Origin of the sequence: Sporolactobacillus terrae (genome assembly GCF_019930545.1) — a bacterium.
Taxonomy (GTDB): Bacteria; Bacillota; Bacilli; order Bacillales; family Sporolactobacillaceae; genus Sporolactobacillus; species Sporolactobacillus terrae.
This window is the reverse complement of sequence record NZ_CP082837.1, coordinates 1,610,947-1,631,574: the sequence shown is the minus strand read 5'-3', so window position 1 is coordinate 1,631,574 and position 20,628 is coordinate 1,610,947. Positions and strand designations below refer to the sequence as shown.

Here is a 20,628-nt window from a genome sequence, read left to right as displayed (position 1 = left end):
AAACGATCGGTATCTGCGCTTGAGTTTTTGCCCAATTTTACTCGTGATGGGTTTGCTGCTTTTCGATCAGGTAAGGGGCGTTGTTGCGCGGTGAGTTGACATCGCGTGATACTTCGTAGCAGTCCATCTGCCCTGAATCATACGGACGAAGAAGATCAAGCAGTTTTTTCGGATCGCTGGAAGCATTGAGCCAACGTGCTTCATCTTCATGATTCAAGATCACCGGCATTCGGTCATGAATCGGCCGCATGATTGAGTTTGCCTCAGTCGTAATAATGGTGCAGCTGTGAATCAATTGCTGGTCTTTGGTCTGCCAGGAATCCCATAACCCGGCCATTGCAAAAAGCGATCCGGATTTCATAACAAATCGAAAGGGCACCTTTTCCCTAGGCGTCTGATGCGTCCATTCATAAAAAGAATCAGCAACAATAAGGCAGCGTCTTCTGCGGAACGCGTGGCGGAAGCTTGGTTTTTCCGCAATGCTTTCAGCCCGGGCGTTGATCAATTTCCAGCCGATTTTCTCGTCCTTGGCCCAAGAGGGAATTAAGCCCCAGCGGAGGAATCCCATTCGATTTCCACCCGAACTGTTGACGACAGCGACAATATTCTGACCGGGTGCGACATTATAATTGGGTTGATAGCGCGCTTCTCCCGATGCGTGCTTAATCTGAAATCGATAAATCAAATACTCAAAAGGAGCGATTAGCGTAAATCGTCCGCACATCGTATGATCCCTCCTGTCTTGATGTTCCACATAAAGTATAGCAGATCTGAACGCAGATTCTGCAAGGAGTCAAACGTCCTGCCGGCTGCTGAATCGAACGTCAACAATAGTTTGCGGTGGGAGGTTTTGAGAGATACCTGATGAATTGGAAATGCGTACCTTCTGAACATACGAATCAATGGATACGGTACAGTTCTTCAATGTATGGATTTTCCCATCATGATAATAGTCAAGATCGATGGGCAGCTTTCTGCTTGAGGCATCATGAATCATACGTTCAATTTCCTCAAGCTTTTGCTCATCTAATTGCGGTTTTGCGATTCTATCCGCGTGGCGTGCCATTTCTCTGAGTACGGCAACATGTTCAGGGAGCATCATTCGGCTTGACTCCCAGCGCATATTTGATCCTTTTGTCAATTTGTTATGCTTCACCCGAACCCCTCCTTATTTTCTAAGGAATAGTATACACGAATATACGTTCTCAGGTGGAGTCTATCAAAAGGTTTACCGGATCCAAAGTTTTCCATAGGTATAAAGTGGGCTATAATTAAGAAAAAGAAACATGGAGGCAAGATTATGGAACCATTTGAAGCATCATTAAAAAAGTTTGCCAAACTGGCGATAAAAATTGGCGTTAATCTGCAGCCCGGGCAAGGCTTGTTCCTGACGTCGCCGATTGAAGCCGCACACTTTGCGAATCTTGTTGCTGAGGAGGCCTACCAAGCGGGTGCAAAAGACGTCACGATGCGATGGGGCGATGATGAAACGGAAAGGTTGCGTCTGGAGCGGGCACCTGAAGAAGCGTTAAAGCAGATTCCAGATTGGAAATTTGCTGCGCAAAATGCAGCAGTCAAAGATAACTATGCAGTTTTACATATTTACGGACCCAACCCGGATTTGTTGGATACGATCGACGATGCGCGTGTCGGTGCCTATATGAAGGCATCCAGTAATGGGTTGAAGCCGTATATGGAATGCATTATGAAAGATGAAACGCAATGGTCGATTGTCGCATACCCGACAAAGGCATGGGCGAAAAAAATCTTCCCGAACAAAAATACAGGCGAAGCGCAAACGCTGCTCATGGAAGAAATTCTGCGTATCAGCAGAGTCAGCGGCAATGAGGATCCAATTGAAGCATGGAACGAACATAATGAAACGATGCACAAAGCCAGTGAATTTATGAACCGCATGAACTTTAAACAATTAATTTATTCTGGTCCGGGCACTGATCTGACGATTGATTTGCCACAAGGGCATATTTGGAGCGGTGGTTCAGGCCCTTCGACAAGCGGGATTATGTTCAACGCAAATATTCCTACAGAAGAGGTATTTACGATGCCGCATAAACGCGGTGTCAACGGTACCGTTTCCAGTACCAAACCGCTGAATGCCGACGGCCGCATCATTGACGGTTTCTCGCTCACTTTTAAGGATGGGGAAGTCGTTGATTTTACAGCAGAAAAAGGCGCAGATGCGTTGAGGCATCTGCTTGACTCTGATCCGAATGCGCGCCGGCTCGGCGAAGTGGCATTGGTTCCGCATCATTCACCGGTGTCTGAATCGGGACTCGTTTTCTATAACACGCTCTTTGATGAGAATGCATCGTGCCATTTGGCATTGGGGAAAGCATATCCAACATGTATTAAAGGCGGTAACGATCTCGATGAAGTCGGCCTAGATCAGGCGGGAGTAAACGATAGCTTAATTCATGAAGATTTTATGGTTGGATCTGAAGAACTGGATATTGATGGCATCACTCAAGACGGCAGGCGCGTGCCCGTATTCCGCAACGGTGCCTGGGCATTCTCATTTGATTGAGCAAATTTGAGGGAGCTTTTCGCACCTAAATTGCGAAGCCTGCCAGAAACTGATATTCTTAAAATAAAGTTTTGGAAGCGGGACGAACGATGAAAAAAAAAGGTGGATCGATTGGCGGCAGCGACAAGGTGGTGCCGATTCCTCATTTGGAAGAACGCTTACTGAGCAAAGCCATGCTGCTGGTTGAAGAGAATAGACACAAGGAAGCCTGTCAGTTGTTTGGCAAGCTTTTGGAATTGAATGTGCGGGATGTTCGTGCGCTTTACGGGTGGGCCGTTTGCTCCATTGAACTGGGGGATTACTCGGAAGCGGAAAAAGCCGTGGTGCTGCTGCTTGAAGCAGATACTCCCTATTTTTACGAGGTGTTTCGACTTTATCTTACCATTCTTATTGAGCGCAAGGATTATACAAGCGCGATCCGTGAGATCCTGACGATTCGTAAGAAAAAAGGATTACCCATCGAATTCAAAGAGTTTTTGGTTCACATGCAGAAATTCTGTCAGATTCGTCTGCATGAACCCTCGTGGAGCGATGTTGGTTTGGAGGAAGCCGATGAAACGGATCAAATGACGAAACCTGATGCGGACACGGAGCATCGGGAATCGTCCATTGACTGGCCGGCATTGGAGAAGGCGGACACCATTAGCCAAATGCTGCTCCTCAATAACTTAGCTGATCAATTAAAAACAACCCATCTTCCGGAAATCCAGCGTTTTCTACTCGATGATCAGCAGCCTACCGAGCTTAAGACGATGTTGCTTTGTGCGGTTAAGGAAGGACATCTTGCTCAGAAAGTGGCCGTGCACAAATTTGGTGAAATTTACGATGCACAGCTGGATCACGCGGATTTTTTGAATAAAGAGTTTGCGGATCAAATTGAAGCTGTAATTCGCCGGACGATGGAATCGGAAAATCCGACATTGACCACGTCGGCAGTTGAAATGGAGCGCATGTTTACCATGAATGTTTATCCGAAACCGATTGTACCGAGTCAACCAGAAGTTTGGGCAGCGCTCTTCTGCTTACGGGCGATGGGCGGTGAATCGGAACAGGAAAAAAAAGACGTTCTTGCGCATTTTGGTGTCAATGAGGATGATTTTTGCGCGGCGAGCAGCATGCTGCATGGTGTAGAGGCATACGACATTTGGTCTTAGCGTATTGAAACATGTGGTTATGTCGATAATTTGCAACAAATGTGTTTTTCATAGGAAACGGTTATGTTATAATAACATGGTTTGCAATTGCGTTGCCAAAGTAGTCGAGTCATTAGCCTCGAACTGGCGGACAAATGATGACTTTGTACGCCATTCAGGCAGAAAACCAAGATGCAGAATAGCATGAAGATAGATGTTGGAGGTAAAACGAATGACTGTAGATGCAAAATGGGAAAAAAAAGAAGGTAATGTAGGCACACTGACGTTCTCAGTTGATGCCGAAAGTTTTAATCAAGCCCTTGATAAAGCTTTTAAAAAGGTTGTTAAAAAGGTCAACGTACCTGGTTTCCGTAAGGGCCGTGTGCCACGCGTTCTTTTTGAACAGCGTTTCGGGGTAGAAAGTCTGTATGAAGATGCAATTGATTTTGTTCTTCCGAGTGCGTATTCTGATGCAATCGATCAAACCGGTATCGAACCTGTGGACAAGCCACAAGTAGACATTGAAGAGATTGGTAAAGGCAAAAAGCTGGTACTCAAAGCAGATGTAACGGTTAAACCGGAAGTTAAACTCGGTGACTATAAAGGTCTTGAAGTCGAAGAGAAGAGCACGGACGTTACCGATGAAGATGTCGCTCACGAAATCAAACATCTTCAGGAACGCTATGCGGAACTGGTTGTTAAAGAAGACGGAGAAATCGAAAAAGGCGATACTGCGGTTATCGATTTTGACGGCTATGTCGATGACAAACCGTTTGAAGGCGGAAAAGCTGAAAACTATTCACTTGAAATTGGATCCGGCTCCTTTATTCCCGGATTTGAAGATCAGCTCATCGGCGCGAAAGTCGGAGCTGAAAAAGACGTGGTTGTAACCTTTCCGGAAGACTACCATGCTGAAGAATTAAAGGGCAAGGAAGCGACGTTTAAAGTAAAGGTTCATGAAATTAAACAGAAACAGCTTCCTGAACTCGATGATGAATTCGCCAAGGACGTTGATGACGATGTTGAAACGTTCGCTGAATTACAAGAAAAAATCAAGAATCATCAGAAAGAACATCGTGAAGCTGATGCTGAAAACAGCAAGCGCGACGGCGTTGTGCAGCAAGCAGCCGCAAATGCAGACATTGACGTTCCTGAAGTGATGATCACGAATGAACAGGACAATATGGTGAAAGAATTTGAACAGCGTCTTAAAGGACAAGGCATGACTCTGGAAATGTATTCTTCACTGACAGGTACCGACGAAAAAGCGTTGCGCGATCAGATGAAGGAAGATGCTGAAAAACGCGTGCGTGCAAATCTGACACTTGAAGCGATTGCTAAAGCTGAATCCATTGAAGCTTCTGACGAAGAAGTTGAAGAAGAACTGAAAAAAATGGCGGATCAGTACAAGATCGGTGCAGATCAAATCAAAGCTGCAATGGGCGGAACTGACTTCATTAAAGGTGATTTGAAACTGCGCAAAGCTGTTGATTTTCTTGTGGAAAACAGCAAGCCAAAAGCTGCCGAAGCTAAATAAAGTGTGACATACATGAACTTTTTTGGCGGACGGTCTCGTCTGCCAATTATTTATATCTAAAGAAAGCGAAGAAAAATAAATAATTTTTCTTTGCAATACATAGTGTACTCAGTAAGGCATATAGCTTATCGGGAGCATGTATTTATGTTACAATGCCTACATAGTTAGTTGCCGAGTAGAACATCCGCTGCTGATCCAGAAATATCCGTTCTTATGCTTGGCTTCATCAATAACGATCAGTCTATGATGTTACAATGCCGGCAAATCATTTCCATTTATGCAGGTATTTTGTGATAAAATGCAGCATGGTTTTCCAGATGCAAAGCTTTCCAAGCCTCGTTCGATTTACGAGAAAAGGGGAAGGCTAAAAAATGCAGCGAATGCATGGGATGAACAAGAGTCAATACAAAAATTGACCAAGATTTCGCTCTTCTGAAACGTTGATAAGGAAAGCAGAACAGGGGTGAAAAAATGTTTAAATTCAATGAAGAAAAAGGACAGTTAAAATGCTCATTTTGCGGTAAAACCCAGGATCAGGTGCGTAAACTTGTAGCCGGACCGGGCGTTTACATTTGTGATGAGTGTATTGAGTTATGTACGGAAATTGTAGAAGAAGAATTAGGCACCGATGAAGAAATCGAATTTAAAGATATCCCGAAGCCACAGGAAATTTGCTCGATCCTGGAAGATTATGTTATTGGGCAAAAGGATGCAAAAAAGAGCCTGTCCGTGGCTGTATATAATCACTATAAGCGGATTAACAGCAAACAAAAGCCGGATGATGTTGAGCTTTCCAAGAGCAACATTATGATGATTGGGCCGACTGGTAGTGGTAAAACCCTGCTTGCTCAAACGCTGGCACGAATCTTGAATGTTCCGTTTGCTATTGCTGACGCTACCTCGCTTACTGAAGCCGGTTATGTTGGCGAAGATGTTGAGAACATTTTGCTCAAGCTGATTCAGGCGGCTGATTATGATGTTGAAAAGGCCGAAAAAGGGATTATCTATATTGATGAAATTGATAAGATTGCCCGCAAGTCGGAAAATCCGTCAATTACACGTGATGTATCTGGAGAAGGCGTGCAGCAGGCATTGCTGAAAATCCTTGAAGGAACGGTAGCAAGCGTGCCGCCACAGGGTGGACGCAAGCACCCACATCAGGAATTTATTCAAATTGATACGACCAATATTCTGTTCATCTGCGGCGGTGCCTTCGACGGGATTGAACAAATCATTAAACGTCGATTGGGCAAAAAGGTTATTGGCTTTGGTGCTGGCAGCAAAACACAGGACATGCATCGTGACGATGCACTGAAAAATGTCCTTCCCGAAGATTTGCTGAAATTTGGTTTAATTCCGGAATTTATCGGTCGTCTTCCGGTCATCAGCACGCTGAAACAATTGGATGAACATGCACTCGTTGAAATTCTGACAAAACCGAAGAACGCGCTCGTTAAGCAATACAAGAAACTGCTTGAACTTGACGACGTTGATCTTGAATTCGACGAAGAAGCGCTCGAAGCCATTGCGAAACTTGCGATCGAACGGAAAACCGGCGCCCGTGGGCTGCGTTCGATTATTGAAGGCATGATGCTTGATGTGATGTATGAATTGCCGTCCCGCGAAGATATTGATAAATGTATCATTACAAGGGAAACGGTTGAAGGCAAGGCACGTCCAACCCTAATTCTCGACGACGGAACCGAAGTCAGTGTTGAAAAGCCAAAAGAAAGTGCATAAGCTTTCGCTTTTTAGAAGAAACGTCTCCATCCGGGGACGTTTTTTTTATCCCGTCTTCAAGCCAATAGACCCGTGTCTTAACCGAGAATCAAAGTGGAACTTTCGCTAATTTAAAGGAACTTTCGCTAAGTGCGCATACGTCCTGTATGCAACGCGAAAGTCATCACATCCTGTGAAAGTACGTCCTGTATGCAACGCGAAAGCCGCCGCATCCTGCGGAAGTAAGGACCGGGTGCTTTTTGCCTGGTTTTTCTTACAGATAGATCACGCAAAACCCGGTTTTTTGCCTAGCTTTTTCAGGTTTGGTGTTTAACTCACTTTTTGATTGGAAATAATGGCCTTTAGAAGCAGAGCCACGAAAACAGGAGCCTGAATGTGTGGCCGCAATGGGAGGCAGAGCGAATGAGTTGGATGATCTTGCTTATTTTCACACAGATTTTTTTCGGTGTGATCATTGGTCTGTATTTTTTCAGTCTGCTGCGCAATCAGCGGGTTCAGAAAATATCTATAGATAAGGAATCAAAGAAAGAAATGGCTGAATTAAACCGAATGCGGAGCAGAGCGTTGTCCGAGCCGCTTTCCGAACGAATTCGGCCAAGAGGCTTGGACGATGTGGTGGGGCAGCAGGATGGGATCGTCGCACTTCGCGCAGCGCTTTGCGGAAAAAACCCGCAACATGTGCTCATCTATGGACCGCCAGGGGTTGGAAAAACAGCAGCAGCACGGCTTATTCTTGAAGAGGCAAAACGCAATTCGGAGTCTCCTTTTAGGCCTTCTGCACCATTCGTTGAGCTGGACGGAGCAACCGCACGTTTTGACGAGCGAGGCATTGCCGACCCGCTGATTGGATCGGTTCATGATCCGATTTATCAAGGCGCAGGTGCCATGGGACAGGCAGGAATTCCGCAACCTAAGGAAGGTGCGGTCACCAAAGCGCATGGTGGCGTATTGTTTATTGATGAGATTGGCGAGCTGCATCCGATTCAATTGAATAAATTGTTGAAAGTGTTGGAAGACCGCAAAGTGTTTTTGGAAAGTGCCTATTATAACGAAGAGAATCATCAGATTCCTGCATACATTCATGACATCTTTAAAAATGGGCTACCTGCTGATTTTCGCCTAATCGGTGCGACAACACGACGCCCTGAAGAGATTCCGCCTGCGATTCGTTCGCGTTGTCTGGAAATTTTCTTCAATGAATTGACACGCAGCGATCTTAAAAAAATTGCCAAACGAGCCGCGCACAAATTAAACCTGAATATTTCCGATGAGTGTTTGACAAAAATTGCTGAATATGCGAAAAGTGGACGTGAAGCCGTAAACATCATGCAGATTGCCGCAGGTGCTGCATCAGAGAAAAAGGAAAAAAATGCAGCGATTCATATGGATGAAATTGAGTGGGTCATACGTTCCAGCAGATTGGTGCCGAAACCAAATCGTAAGGTCCCGGCCGCTCCTGAAATTGGATTGGTCAATGGTCTTGCCGTTTATGGACCGGGGCTTGGCACGTTGATGGAAGTGGAAGCGTCTGCCGTGAAGAGCCGTCATGAAGGCAGCCTGATGATTACGGGGATTGCTGAAGAAGAATCGATGGGCAACTCATCGCGAACGATCACACGAAAGAGTATGGCACGCGCATCCGTGGAAAATGTATTGACTGTACTGAACCGAATGGGTCTGGCCGCATACCGCTACCATATACATGTGAACTTCCCTGGAGGAGCACTAGTTGACGGACCGTCAGCCGGAATTTCCATGGCTGTAGCGATCAGCTCGGCAATTATGCGCCGAAAAGTGTATCCAGACATTGCGATGACTGGGGAACTGGGGCTCCACGGTCAAGTCAAACCAATTGGCGGTGTGATGGCAAAGGTAGAAGCAGCAGTTGAAGCAGGCGCGAAACGGATCATAATTCCTACTGAGAATATGCAGGAGACGCTTAAGCATTTTGATCAGGCAGAAATCATTCCGGTTGAAGCGTTGCATCAAGTTCTGGAACTGTGTCTGTGCCCTGCAGAAGCGGATGAAGGTACCGGACAGCTTAGAGCAGGTTCCGAACTCTCGTTTAATCGTTCTCTATCTGCCCGACCAGCAAATGCAACGATTGAAAAACAAGGATAAAGGGTTCATCGGATTCCGGCTGCTGTATCAATCAGCACCCGGAATTTTTTTTTCGACAAAGCGAGTAAATACTTCAAGGTGTAACAAACCACGCAGAGACGTGCTTCCCGGATTCGCATGGTTATGCCCTGTTGATGTGCGTGCTTGGAGCGTTGTAAAAAGATCAGAGAAGCCGTAAGCCTGACGCTGATTGGACAGTATCGCGTCAGTTAAGATAGAATGTGTATACATGAGCAGATGCCGTACTTGCGCATAGCGAGTCAATCTGAGGAGAGAGATGAACATGAAAATAAAACAAGCAGACTATGTGATCAGTGCCGTTGGTCCGGCGCAATACCCAACGGAAGGTTTTCCGGAGATTGCGCTTTCCGGCCGATCAAATGTTGGAAAATCGTCCTTTATCAATACAATGCTCAATCGTCGCAATCTTGTGCGTATCTCTGAGAAACCAGGCAAAACGCAGAAATTGAACTACTTTATTGTTAATGGATCGTTTTATTTTGTGGATGTACCTGGATATGGGTATGCAAAGGTATCGAAAAAAGATAGAGAAGCCTGGGGACGAATGCTCGAAAAATACTTTGCCGAGCGTCAGGAGCTCAGTGCCGTCGTCCACTTAGTCGACCTACGCCATCCGCCGTCCAAGCAAGATATTCAGATGCACGAATTTCTTACTTATTACGGGCATCCGGTCATAACGATTGCGACCAAAACGGACAAGATTCCAAAGAGCAAATTTCAGAAGCACAAACAAATCATTCGTCGCGATTTAGGGCTTAAACCAGACGATCCTCTCATTCTTTTCTCATCATTTAATGGAATGGGGAAGGAAGAGGCATGGCGTGCGATTGAATCCTTTTTGAACTAAAATAGATACGGAATAAGGCAAGCGGTGCGAACGAGTGAACAACCATTTGAATGATCAATTCGATTAAACCGGTTCCGCTTGCTTGGTAAGCGATACATACACATGTGAAGAACATGTGCGAGGGGGAGTCAGATAAGATGAATTTCAGTAAATCAATTGCGGCTTATGAAGAAGCAAAACCGTTAATGCCTGGCGGTGTCAGCAGCCCTGTCCGCTCTTTTCCATCTGTAGATCTCAGTCCTATTTTTATGGATCATGGGAAAGGGTCGAAGATCTATGATGTTGATGGAAATGAATATATTGACTATGTGTTAAGCTGGGGGCCGCTCATTCTTGGCCACGCTGATGAAAAAGTTGTCGCTTTTATTAAAGAAACGGCTGAAAAAGGGACAAGCTTCGGGGCGCCAACAGTGCTTGAGAGCAAATTGGCAAAGTTAGTTATTGAGCGTGTTCCATCAATTGAGAAGGTGCGGTTTGTCAATTCTGGAACAGAAGCGACCATGAGTGCGATCCGACTGGCACGTGGATACACCGGACGGGATAAAATTTTGAAGTTTGAAGGCAGCTATCATGGCAGTGCGGATTCACTCTTAATTAAAGCAGGTTCAGGAGTGGCGACACTTGGGCTTCCGGATAGTCCTGGTGTTCCAGCAGAACTTGCTGAGGATACCCTAACGGTGCCTTATAATGATGCGGAAAGGGTCGCTGAGATCTTCAAACAATATGGCCATGAAATTGCTTGCGTGATTGTTGAACCGGTTGCCGGCAACATGGGCGTTGTCCCACCAATTGATGGATTTCTGCAGTCTCTGCGGCAGATTACAAAAGAATATGGTGCGTTGTTGATCTTTGATGAAGTCATGACCGGATTCCGTGTTGCATACGATTGTGCCCAAGGTTATTTCGGGGTGACTCCGGATTTGACGACGCTTGGCAAAGTAATCGGTGGCGGGCTGCCGGTTGGTGCCTATGGGGGACGATTGGATATTATGAGCCAAGTAGCCCCTGAAGGCCCTGTGTATCAGGCAGGGACGCTATCTGGAAATCCGCTTGCGATGGCAGCCGGTTATATGACGCTGAGTCAGCTGACCCCTGAGGACTATCCGCAATTCCGTGAAAAAGCAGATCACTTGACCAAAGGGTATAAGAAAGCAGCGGAAAAATACGGCATTCCGCTTACCGTTAATCAGGCGGGTGCCATGATGGGGATCTTTTTTACAGATCAGCCGGTTATTAATTATCTGAGATCGAAATCATCGAATCTGGATCATTTTAAGACTTATTTTGCGCAGATGATCGAGCAAGGTGTGTCCTTGCCGCCATCGCAGTTTGAAGGGGTTTTCTTATCAACCAAACATTCAATGGAGGATATAGAGAAAACGATTCAAGCAGCAGAACATGCGTTTCAATTCATTGCAGAACATGAATAAGGACTAGATCGGAATGACAGGTTCCGATCTTTTTTCATAACCAAGAATGAAGCCATGTGTAGTGAGGCGCCCGCACATAAATAATTTTCACGATCTCGTGAAAGACTAACTTTGAGACTAAGATTGGTCCGAAGGTGGTCGGAAACGATGCATTTTGTACAAGTAGCTGTTGAACTGATTGTCGGGTTTGTCTCTTTGTTCCTAATGACGAAGATATTGGGAAAGGCAACATTGGCACAAGTCACTGCTTTCGATTTTATTTCAGCGATCGTACTTGGTGAATTAGTTGGAAACGCGCTTTACGATAAAGAGATTGGCATTGGATCGATTGTTTTCGCAGTTGCACTTTGGGGGTTGATGATCTACGCCGTTGAATGGTCCACCCAGAAGTTCCGTGGAACGAGGCAACTCTTTGAAGGGAAACCAACAATCGTTATTCGCAATGGGCATATGGATCGAGAAGCGATGAAAAAGGAAAAGCTGGACATCAATATGTTGCAAAATCTGCTTCGGCATAAAAATGTCTTTTCCATTCGTGAAGTTGCGTTTGCAATATTGGAAACGGACGGGTCCATCAGTGTAAAACAAAAGTCGCAATATGCGACGCCGACGATGGAGGACCTTCAGAAGCAGCAAAAACCGGTGTATTTGCCGATAACAATCATTGAAGACGGAGAAGTGGATTGGGACAATTTAAAAGAAGCCGGATTGAACGAAGAGTGGCTGCTAAAAAATCTTCGCAGGCATCATATTCGCAGCTACAAAGATGTCTTTTATTGCGAATGGAAAAAAGATGAAGGGGTGTTTATCGAGAAAATGAATGCCAATGAGAGAAGATGAGGTTGTCCAAAAGCCTAGGGCTGAGGGCAGCCTCTTTTTTGGCTTTTGCTGTTAATGAGAGAAGCGGCTTTAGCACATGCATGCGCGAGAATCGTGCGGAATAGCTTGTTGACCGGTGCCGAGAACAGCGTATAAATTCGTACACATCCCGCCCATTTCGCATAATTCATTTTTTGATGCATAGAACAGTATTAAGAATGGATGAGAGGGTGGAAGGAATGTCTCAATCGTCGAATGATCGATTACAGTTTTCAATAAATGAATCGGTATGGCTCAGAGAAGATGCACCAGCTGAAGAAATACTATCAATGGCGCTGGAACCGGATATTACGGTTGAAGAGAACTGGAATGACGTGACCATCAAAGGTTTTCTTCGATTGACCGGAGAATATAAGCCTGCAGATGTGGAAAATGTTTCAGAACAACATACAGCACCGTTCCGCACCATAGATGAAATCATGGATACGGGTAATGGAACAGATAAGTTAGAACATCGTTTTCCAATTGATATAACCATTCCTTCGGATCGCGTCCCAAATCTGGAAGATTTATTCGTGGTTATTGATTCGTTCGACTATGAACTGTCCGAGCATCGCCATATCCAGCTGCAGGCCGATATTTCAATCACCGGTCTAGCCAACAAGCAGCCTGTGACGAATCGAACGGAAAAGCCAAAAGCGGCAGCTCCTGTCCAGAAGCCTAAAGCAAAGCCGGCAGAACCCGTTAAAGCGCCCGAGCCAGTGCAAAAGCCGGCGGCAAAAGCAGAGCCGGCGCAGAAGCCTGAAAAAAAAGTGGAAAAACCGGCGAAACTGGAAAAAAGTGCAGCGAAAAAAACGCCAACGAAAAAAGCTGCGGATCAAAAACCCGAGTCCAAAAAGGAACCGACCAAAAAAGCAGCTGCCAAGAAAGAAACCGTCAATCAAGGGACTGCAAAAAAAGCGGCTGCCAATAAGGATACGCAGCCGGCAAAAGCAGTGAAAAAGCCTGCAAAAAAAGCAGAAGCCTCGGCTTCAAAATCAAAACGTGGATCAGATGATGTATTCCAAAGTGGCGGTGATTTGAGCGCGGACTTTGACGAAATGCCGACCGATCGTTTGAGCGATGAAGCGGCGGAAACCTTTCAGTACGATGCATTTCGAAAACCGGAGGATGACCCGAGCGATACCGGCACGCCGGCAATTGCCTTCAATCGAATGGATCCAGAAGCTCAAGAAACCCCGGAATCGGCGCGTTCAGAAGTTCCAGCATCATCAGCGCCAGCAGCGCCGTCAGCACCTCCGCTTGGATCGGAACTGGCAACACCGCCGGAGGACGTGCAAGAAAAGCCGACGGTTACAGAAGGTGCCCAACAAAAAGATGCGCCTGAAGGTAAAGAGAAGGCAGCACCAGATCCAACGAGCCTTTATTTAACGAAAGTACTTGCTGGTGATGAGGAAGAACAAAAGACGCGTATGAAAATTTGCATTGTGCAAGCGGGTGATTCAATTGAAACGATTTCTGAGCGCTATCACGTACCAGTAACCTCGCTTTTGCGCAAAAATGCGCGAACAACTGGAGACATTGAACCAGGTGAACTTCTTTATATTCCCAAGAGCTCAAAGGCTGTAAAAGATGAATCCTGATCTAGCGGCTGTTCTGTCCGCGCTTCAGGCGAATTATGGATTTCGACAGGTGAACGTTGCGCGTGAGCAGCCATTGCTTATTGATACGGAACGCGGGATTAAGAAAATTCGACGATGGACAGATGAAGCCTTGCTTCACTTACATTTAAAGTGGCGGAACCACGTAAAGAATGAACGTTTTTTTGTTGATCGGATGTATGTGACTCGGGCGGGGCTTCCATCAGTACGGCTCGGAAATTATTCAATGACGTGTCACGACGCGCCAAGGGAGCTGCTTGCACTGAACAATAATGAACAGCAATGGGCAGCCTTTTTAACTGATCTTAGCCGAACGAGCCGCAACCCGCCCATCAACGAATCGATGACAGAAATGCAGATCCAAGTTCATTCACTTTTTGAACAAGCAAAACAGATGCGTGTGGATCCGGAGATTTGGGCTATTGTTTCTGCTTGCTACTCGTCCGCATGTACGCGGGCTGCAGAGGCGGACCGTTTGCGTGAGCTGCATCAATACAGGCGGTCCGCTTTTTTATTGCCTGCAGATTTTTCACGTGAGTCGTGTAAGGCGCTCTTTGATACACTGTTCTTTGAACTTGGGCAATCCGAACCATCGGATGGATGCGGCGTTTTGGCGCGCTTTGTCTTAACCGAGGCTTTGCAGGCGCAGCGCGGGCAATCAATAGGTAAGCTGCTTCAAGAATTGGCGTTAAAGGGCTTCCTTGATCGGGAAAATGCGGATTTGATGCTTGCCGAATGGGTTGCTCCAGACGAGTGGATCGGTCTCTTGCAAGCGAGTTTGCAGGGCGATGTACCGGCGGATCGATCGTCAGAGGTATTCAAGTGCGTCTGGGATCAGAAAATTGAGTTGATCCGTTTATTGAAGAACATTGGCGTACAATCGGGGATGGCAGGCGGAGGTGCACCAAATGGATCAGAAGGACAGCAGCTGGATCAATCGAATACTCTTTTACTATGACCTTGTTCCGATCAGCCTTGCCGCCGAGGGCGGCCTAACCCGAGTTGATACGTATTTTGGACGCTTTGCTTTGAAACGAAAAGTTTTAAATGACCGGCAAGTTCGTGCACTTCAGACGGTTTACGCGCTAGCACGGCGACTGGTGATTGATGCGGTTTGTCCGCTTCCGACGAAATACGGCGATCTGATCATTCGTGACCAAGCGACCAGCTATTATTTAATGCCTTGGTTTCAGGAAACCGTTGATGCATCGAACCTCCCGGAACGTTATCGCCATCTCTTTCATAAAGCGGCACAACTGCATCGTCAGACGATGGAAAAAAAGCAAGAGTGCGCCACGCTTTACCAAGGGATGGTACGGGTACTCGGTCAGCGGCAAATGATTTGGGAACATTTTCTCTATACTGCCGAGCATCATGTTTACCCGTCGCCGTTCGAGCAGACTGTCCTTCAAAGTGCGTTTATTTATCTTGAAAACATGCAGCGTGCACGTGACTTTTTCAGTCGTGATAAAGATGAAGAAGGAAAAAGTAAAAAAATGCGTCGTGCGCTCTGTCACGGACGGCTTACTCCACTCCATCTATTGATTGAAAATGAACGCAGCTGTCTGACCAACTTTGAAAACAGCGAAGACGGCTTTTTCATTGTGGAAACGGCTGCTTTATTTGAGCAGGCAGCGGTAATGCTTGAGCGCAAGCAATCGGATTGGCGTGCTTTTTATCAATCGTATCAATCGGCTTGTCCGTTAGATGAAGAAGAACAGGGTTTTTTGCAGCACTTTCTTTTGTTTCCCAGTGCTCACGCCGATTTGCTTATTCGTTACAGTCAATCGGAGACGGCCGATGAGCAATGGTTTGTAAGCCGATGGACCCGTCTTTGTGAGACGCATCAATTCATGTATACAGCAATCACAAAAATGATGAAAGAAGAGCAAAAGAGGAAAGATGAGCTGCGTAAACAAAAAGAAGCGGAAGAAAAGCAAGAGGCTGACGATTAATTCGAATCGGTTACAGCCAATGTTTTAAAAACCCGATATAAATAAAAAAGAGAAGGGCGGTCAGCATGACATCCAAAGTGGTCGGCAGAAAGATCGTACGGATAAGCTGAAATAATGCAAGCGGAAGTACGATCACGCCTAAGCCTTCCCGGCATTTTTTAAAAAAAGGTTGCAAACGATTTTTCTTGAACACGCAAATCACTCCCATTGTTTCCATGACCATTCTCTTGGCTATACTATAGTCTATGAGCGGTGTATGCTTCATGTGCGGCAATTTTTTATAAGCAAACATTGACGAAGCAAACCGTATGTATATATAATAAGTACAAAACACATCTACGATCTGTGTTAAAGTGAAAATGCTGAGACAGGGAGAAGTACATTTCTTTAAGCTAGAAGAGACGAAACAAGTCTCTGTAAGAGAGAGAAGCCGGTGCGCTGAGAGACTTCTTTAGCCTGCGGAAATGGAAGTAGCCCTTGAGCAGTCTTTCTGAACGGTCGAATCGGCCTATTAGGAAGGTTCCGGGAATCCGTTATCGAATGAATGAGGCGCGTTTTTACGCGTAAATAGAGGTGGTACCACGGAGCTTTCTTCGTCCTTGTGACGGAGAGAGCTCTTTTTGCGTTTCAACACCTCATCCAAAACGGTTCAGATTATAGGTTAGAAAAAGGAGCGGTCAAGATGGAAAAAGAATTGGCGACAAAGTACGATCCGAGCCAGACCGAAGAAAAGTGGTATAAAACCTGGCTGGAGAAGGATTATTTTAAAGCGGAGGGCGATCCGGAAAAGAAACCGTACTCGATCGTTATTCCGCCTCCAAATGTTACCGGAAAACTTCACTTGGGGCATGCTTGGGATACAACGATGCAGGATCTTTTGATCCGTTTCAAACGGATGCAGGGCTACGATGCCCTTTATTTGCCAGGCATGGATCATGCCGGCATTGCCACGCAGGCTAAGGTTGATGCGAAACTGCGTGCGGAAGGCAAGTCCCGTTATGATCTTGGGCGTGAAAAATTTCTAGAAGTTGCTTGGGACTGGAAAAAAGAATATGCGTCCTTCATCAGGAAACAATGGGCGAAGCTAGGGTTATCACTGGATTATTCAAGAGAACGGTTTACGCTTGACGAAGGCCTTTCCAAAGCCGTACGCAAGGTATTTGTCAGTCTCTATAACAAAGGATTAATTTACCGCGGCGCTTACATTATCAACTGGGATCCGGCTGCACGTACCGCGCTTTCTGATATAGAAGTTATTTATAAAGAAATTCCCGGTCATCTGTGGCATGTCAATTATCCACTTGCAGACGGTTCCGGATCCATCCAAATTGCGACGACGCGTCCGGAAACGATGCTCGGCGATACGGCGATTGCTGTTCATCCCGATGATGAACGCTATAAAGCGATCGTCGGCAAAAAGGCAGTTGTTCCGCTGATTGGACGAGAAATTCCGATTGTTGCCGACAGCTATGTTGATCAGTCGTTCGGAACAGGAGCGGTGAAAATTACTCCGGCGCATGACCCGAATGACTTTGAAGTCGGCAACCGACACCATTTGCCGCGTATCCTTGTCATTGATGAGACCGGGAAAATGAATGAAAATGCCGGCAAGTATCAAGGATTGGATCGCGAAGAATGCCGCAAGCAGATCGTTAAGGATCTGGAAACCTCCGGCGAACTTGCTTACGTCGAAGAACACGCGCATGCGGTCGGTCATTCGGAACGTACCGGTGTTGTTGTTGAGCCAATTTTGTCGACCCAATGGTTCGTCAAAATGAAGCCGCTCGCGGAAGCATCGCTGAACATGCAGAAAACGGATGATCGCGTGAACTTCGTCCCTGAACGGTTTGAAGGCACCTATCGCCGCTGGATGGAAAATATCCGCGACTGGTGCATTTCTCGCCAGCTTTGGTGGGGTCACCGCGTCCCGGCTTGGTATCACAAACAGACCGGCGAAGTTTATGTTGGCATGGAAGCGCCGAAGGACAGTGAAAACTGGAAACAGGATGAAGATGTTTTGGACACCTGGTTCAGTTCAGCACTGTGGCCATTCTCAACGATGGGCTGGCCGGATGAAGATGCTTCAGATTTCAAACGCTACTTCCCGACTAATGCGCTCGTTACCGGATACGACATTATCTTTTTCTGGGTCGCACGGATGATGTTCCAATCTACAGAATTTACTGGAAAAAGTCCATTCAAAGACGTACTGATTCACGGTCTTGTCCGAGATGAACAAGGACGGAAGATGAGTAAATCGCTTGGAAACGGAATCGATCCGATGGATGTTATTGCTAAATATGGTGCTGATGCGCTCCGCTATACGCTTGCTACCGGAACAACGCCGGGGCAGGATCTGACCTTCCAATGGTCAAAGGTGGAAGCAAATTGGAACTTTGCCAATAAGATCTGGAATGCCTCACGGTTTGTGATCATGAACCTCGAAGGCTTCACGTTCAGCGATATCGATTTGTCCGGCAAGAAGTCGGTTGCCGATCGTTGGATACTGCAGCGCTTGAATGCGACAATCGAAAAAGTGACGGCACTTTATGAGACCTATGACTTTGGCGAAGCCGGCCACTACCTGTATCAATTCATCTGGGATGACTTCTGCGATTGGTACATCGAGATGGCGAAACTGCCGCTATACGGGGAAGATGAAGCGGCAAAAGCAACAACCAAATCGGTACTCACTAATGTGCTTGATAAAATTTTGAAATTGCTGCACCCGATTATGCCGTTCATCACTGAAGAAATCTGGCAGCACATTCCGCATGAAGGCGAAACGATCATGCACAGCGACTGGCCGACCGTTAACGCACAATGGAATGATGCAGAGGCAGAACAAGAGATGACCGCACTGCAAAATGTGATTCGTTCTGTGCGCAACATCCGTTCGGAAATGAATGTCGCACCGAAAAAACCGGTTGAACTGCTCATTAAAACGAAATCAGAACAAGAAACAACAATTTTTGAAGCAAATAAAGATTATATTGAACGTTTCTGTAATCCGGAAACGCTGGCGATTGGCGCGGACATTCAGGCTCCGGAAAAAGCCGTATCTGCAGTCATTTCCGGCGCAGACATTTATCTTCCGTTGTCCGGTTTGATTAATGTTGATGATGAAATCAGCCGATTGAAGAAGGAACTTGAAAAAATGAATGCCGAGGTCGAACGGACCAAGAAAAAATTAAGCAATCCAAGATTCGTTGACAAAGCGCCGGGGCAAGTAGTGAACAAAGAACGTGAAAAACAAGCGGATTATATCGAAAAACGGGATAAATTAGACGCACGAATTGCTGAATTACAAGCGTGATTCGACTAAAATAGAAGATACAGTCATGGTTGATGACGGTGGCGGGATGTATCCCCCACCGTTTTCACATGGGGAACAAAAGTGATGCGGAGGACGCGGCAATGTTTGAAACAATTGATGAAACACTGAACTGGATTCACGGGCTGATCCCGCATGGAATCAAACCCGGTACGAAGCGAATGGAATGGATGCTGGCTGAATTAGGCAATCCGCAGCAAAAGATTCGTGCGGTTCACGTCGGCGGAACGAATGGAAAAGGATCGACGGTATGCTATTTATGGCATATTTACCAAGCTTCAGGCATGACGGTCGGCACGTTTATTTCACCATACATTACTTCCTTTAATGAGCGGATCATGGTGAATGGCAAACCAATCCGTGATCAAGATCTGATTAAGGCGGCGAATCTTGTCTATCCGCTGACGCTTGCTGTAGATCGAGAGACCGATCTCGGCCTTCCGACTGAATTTGAAGTTGTGACGATGCTTAGCTTTGTTTATTTTGCCATGATTCATCCTTGTGATCTGGTGATCTATGAAGTCGGTCTTGGTGGACGGCTGGATTCAACCAATGTCATTCATCCGCTCGTCAGCGTGATTACCAATGTTGCAATGGATCATATGAAGCAGCTCGGCAATACCATTAAACAGATTGCTTTTGAAAAAGCCGGAATCATCAAGGAAGCTACAGCTATTGTTACGACTGCAGAACATCCGGATGCCCAGGCTGTAATTCGTGATAAAGCTAGAGAAAAAAATGCTGAATTGTATCTCCTCAATACGGCGTTTTCCTATGATTCGCTCGGACATGATGAAGACGGCGAGCATTTTAATTTTACTGCCGACAAGCTTCATCTAAATGATCTTGTTCTCCACATGCGAGGGGAACATCAGCTGAAAAATGCCTCGGCTGCCCTGATGGCTGTCCAACATTTGGCGGAATGCTGCGGGCTTCCCATCACCGAGGCGGCTATTCGTGAGGGGCTTCTGAAGGCGGCTTGGCCGGGGCGTTTTGAACGGATGAAGCATGATCCACTCGTTATTATTGATGGTGCACATAATGTTCAGGGAACTGAAGCGCTTGTCCGCACCTTGACCAGATATTATGAAGGGCGAACGATTCATCTGCTTTATGCGGCACTGAAAGATAAACAATATGAACAAATGATTCATTTAATTGAATCGGCGGTGCATGATGTGACGTTTACCTCCTTCGATTACCCGCGCGCAGCAAGCAGTGATCTGCTCTATGCCGCGGGGCATCATCGAATCAAGAAAAAAGATCCGGACTGGATGCATGCTCTGAATGACATGATTGCTAAAACGAAAGCCGGCGAAATGGTGCTGGTGTGCGGGTCGCTCTACTTTATTTCTGCGGTTCGCCATGCCCTGCGTGATGGGAAGTCAAATGAAATGCGACCGTAATTTTAACTACAAAAACAGAAGGGTAAAAGAAGTTGAAGGGGCAAAAAAAAAGCCTTTTCAACTTCTTTTTATTTTGCTA

16 protein-coding genes are annotated in these 20,628 nt (G+C 46.1%); 13 read left to right on the top strand and 3 right to left on the bottom strand.

The annotated features are described in order from the left end of the window. Positions 1-37 precede the first annotated feature (37 nt). Entirely contained in the window at positions 38-724 is a 687-nt protein-coding gene (locus K7399_RS07775; RefSeq protein ID WP_028976664.1) for an SOS response-associated peptidase, read from the bottom strand. Positions 725-793: 69 nt separating this feature from the next. Continuing rightward, the gene (locus K7399_RS07770; protein WP_028976665.1) at positions 794-1,156 is read right to left on the bottom strand and encodes a YolD-like family protein; all 363 of its coding nucleotides are present in this window, start codon (positions 1,154-1,156) and stop codon (positions 794-796) included. A 144-nt stretch (positions 1,157-1,300) separates the two neighbouring features. Between K7399_RS07770 and K7399_RS07765 the strand changes: the two genes are divergently transcribed. The 11 genes from K7399_RS07765 to K7399_RS07715 all read left to right on the top strand — a co-directional run bounded on the left by K7399_RS07765 (position 1,301) and on the right by K7399_RS07715 (position 15,809). Next, positions 1,301-2,545 (top strand): aminopeptidase, encoded by a 1,245-nt coding sequence (locus tag K7399_RS07765; RefSeq protein ID WP_028976666.1) that lies wholly within the window; start codon positions 1,301-1,303, stop codon positions 2,543-2,545. A gap of 89 nt (positions 2,546-2,634) precedes the next feature. After that, positions 2,635-3,699, top strand: a complete 1,065-nt coding sequence (locus K7399_RS07760) for a tetratricopeptide repeat protein (protein WP_051577870.1) — start codon at positions 2,635-2,637, stop codon at positions 3,697-3,699. A gap of 211 nt (positions 3,700-3,910) precedes the next feature. After that, positions 3,911-5,215 carry a trigger factor gene (gene tig / locus K7399_RS07755; protein WP_028976667.1) on the top strand — a complete coding sequence of 435 codons (1,305 nt, stop codon included), beginning with the start codon at positions 3,911-3,913 and terminating at the stop codon, positions 5,213-5,215. A 471-nt stretch (positions 5,216-5,686) separates the two neighbouring features. Continuing rightward, positions 5,687-6,955: an ATP-dependent protease ATP-binding subunit ClpX gene (clpX, locus tag K7399_RS07750; protein WP_028976668.1), complete on the top strand. Its 1,269-nt coding sequence runs from the start codon at positions 5,687-5,689 to the stop codon at positions 6,953-6,955. A 402-nt stretch (positions 6,956-7,357) separates the two neighbouring features. Continuing rightward, positions 7,358-9,076: an ATP-dependent protease LonB gene (gene lonB, locus K7399_RS07745; protein ID WP_028976669.1), complete on the top strand. Its 1,719-nt coding sequence runs from the start codon at positions 7,358-7,360 to the stop codon at positions 9,074-9,076. Positions 9,077-9,359: 283 nt separating this feature from the next. Then, a complete protein-coding gene (yihA, locus tag K7399_RS07740; protein WP_028976670.1) occupies positions 9,360-9,944 on the top strand; it encodes a ribosome biogenesis GTP-binding protein YihA/YsxC in 585 nt (194 codons plus the stop codon). Between the two features lie 137 nt (positions 9,945-10,081). Then, a complete protein-coding gene (gene hemL / locus K7399_RS07735) occupies positions 10,082-11,374 on the top strand; it encodes a glutamate-1-semialdehyde 2,1-aminomutase (protein WP_028976671.1) in 1,293 nt (430 codons plus the stop codon). 147 nt (positions 11,375-11,521) lie between these two features. Beyond that, positions 11,522-12,214, top strand: a complete 693-nt coding sequence (locus K7399_RS07730; protein WP_028976672.1) for a DUF421 domain-containing protein — start codon at positions 11,522-11,524, stop codon at positions 12,212-12,214. 218 nt (positions 12,215-12,432) lie between these two features. Then, a complete protein-coding gene (locus K7399_RS07725) occupies positions 12,433-13,836 on the top strand; it encodes a LysM peptidoglycan-binding domain-containing protein (RefSeq protein WP_128166852.1) in 1,404 nt (467 codons plus the stop codon). Next, complete coding sequence (locus K7399_RS07720) at positions 13,826-14,812, top strand: hypothetical protein (protein ID WP_128166850.1); 987 nt, start codon at positions 13,826-13,828, stop codon at positions 14,810-14,812. The genes K7399_RS07725 and K7399_RS07720 overlap by 11 nt, the downstream gene beginning before the upstream one ends. Next, positions 14,763-15,809 carry a protein kinase family protein gene (locus tag K7399_RS07715; RefSeq protein WP_128166848.1) on the top strand — a complete coding sequence of 349 codons (1,047 nt, stop codon included), beginning with the start codon at positions 14,763-14,765 and terminating at the stop codon, positions 15,807-15,809. The genes K7399_RS07720 and K7399_RS07715 overlap by 50 nt, the downstream gene beginning before the upstream one ends. Positions 15,810-15,819: 10 nt before the next feature. Here the strand turns inward: K7399_RS07715 and K7399_RS07710 are convergent, their stop codons facing one another. After that, positions 15,820-16,026, bottom strand: a complete 207-nt coding sequence (locus tag K7399_RS07710; RefSeq protein WP_223362571.1) for a hypothetical protein — start codon at positions 16,024-16,026, stop codon at positions 15,820-15,822. Between the two features lie 465 nt (positions 16,027-16,491). On the opposite strand from K7399_RS07710, the gene K7399_RS07705 reads away from it, so the two are divergent. Next, the gene (locus K7399_RS07705) at positions 16,492-19,125 is read left to right on the top strand and encodes a valine--tRNA ligase (RefSeq protein ID WP_128166846.1); all 2,634 of its coding nucleotides are present in this window, start codon (positions 16,492-16,494) and stop codon (positions 19,123-19,125) included. A gap of 101 nt (positions 19,126-19,226) precedes the next feature. Beyond that, positions 19,227-20,549: a bifunctional folylpolyglutamate synthase/dihydrofolate synthase gene (locus K7399_RS07700; protein WP_028976677.1), complete on the top strand. Its 1,323-nt coding sequence runs from the start codon at positions 19,227-19,229 to the stop codon at positions 20,547-20,549. Positions 20,550-20,628: the final 79 nt, after the last annotated feature.

Excerpts from the sequence above, each read along its gene's own strand:
- K7399_RS07775 (WP_028976664.1), bottom strand. The coding sequence starts at position 724 with ATGTGCGGACGATTTACGCTAATCGCTCCTTTTGAGTATTTGATTTAT.
- K7399_RS07765 (WP_028976666.1), top strand. The coding sequence starts at position 1,301 with ATGGAACCATTTGAAGCATCATTAAAAAAGTTTGCCAAACTGGCGATA.
- K7399_RS07760 (WP_051577870.1), top strand. The coding sequence starts at position 2,635 with ATGAAAAAAAAAGGTGGATCGATTGGCGGCAGCGACAAGGTGGTGCCG.
- tig (WP_028976667.1), top strand. The coding sequence starts at position 3,911 with ATGACTGTAGATGCAAAATGGGAAAAAAAAGAAGGTAATGTAGGCACA.
- clpX (WP_028976668.1), top strand. The coding sequence starts at position 5,687 with ATGTTTAAATTCAATGAAGAAAAAGGACAGTTAAAATGCTCATTTTGC.
- lonB (WP_028976669.1), top strand. The coding sequence starts at position 7,358 with ATGAGTTGGATGATCTTGCTTATTTTCACACAGATTTTTTTCGGTGTG.
- yihA (WP_028976670.1), top strand. The coding sequence starts at position 9,360 with ATGAAAATAAAACAAGCAGACTATGTGATCAGTGCCGTTGGTCCGGCG.
- hemL (WP_028976671.1), top strand. The coding sequence starts at position 10,082 with ATGAATTTCAGTAAATCAATTGCGGCTTATGAAGAAGCAAAACCGTTA.
- K7399_RS07730 (WP_028976672.1), top strand. The coding sequence starts at position 11,522 with ATGCATTTTGTACAAGTAGCTGTTGAACTGATTGTCGGGTTTGTCTCT.
- K7399_RS07725 (WP_128166852.1), top strand. The coding sequence starts at position 12,433 with ATGTCTCAATCGTCGAATGATCGATTACAGTTTTCAATAAATGAATCG.
- K7399_RS07720 (WP_128166850.1), top strand. The coding sequence starts at position 13,826 with ATGAATCCTGATCTAGCGGCTGTTCTGTCCGCGCTTCAGGCGAATTAT.
- K7399_RS07715 (WP_128166848.1), top strand. The coding sequence starts at position 14,763 with ATGGATCAGAAGGACAGCAGCTGGATCAATCGAATACTCTTTTACTAT.
- K7399_RS07710 (WP_223362571.1), bottom strand. The coding sequence starts at position 16,026 with ATGGAAACAATGGGAGTGATTTGCGTGTTCAAGAAAAATCGTTTGCAA.
- K7399_RS07705 (WP_128166846.1), top strand. The coding sequence starts at position 16,492 with ATGGAAAAAGAATTGGCGACAAAGTACGATCCGAGCCAGACCGAAGAA.
- K7399_RS07700 (WP_028976677.1), top strand. The coding sequence starts at position 19,227 with ATGTTTGAAACAATTGATGAAACACTGAACTGGATTCACGGGCTGATC.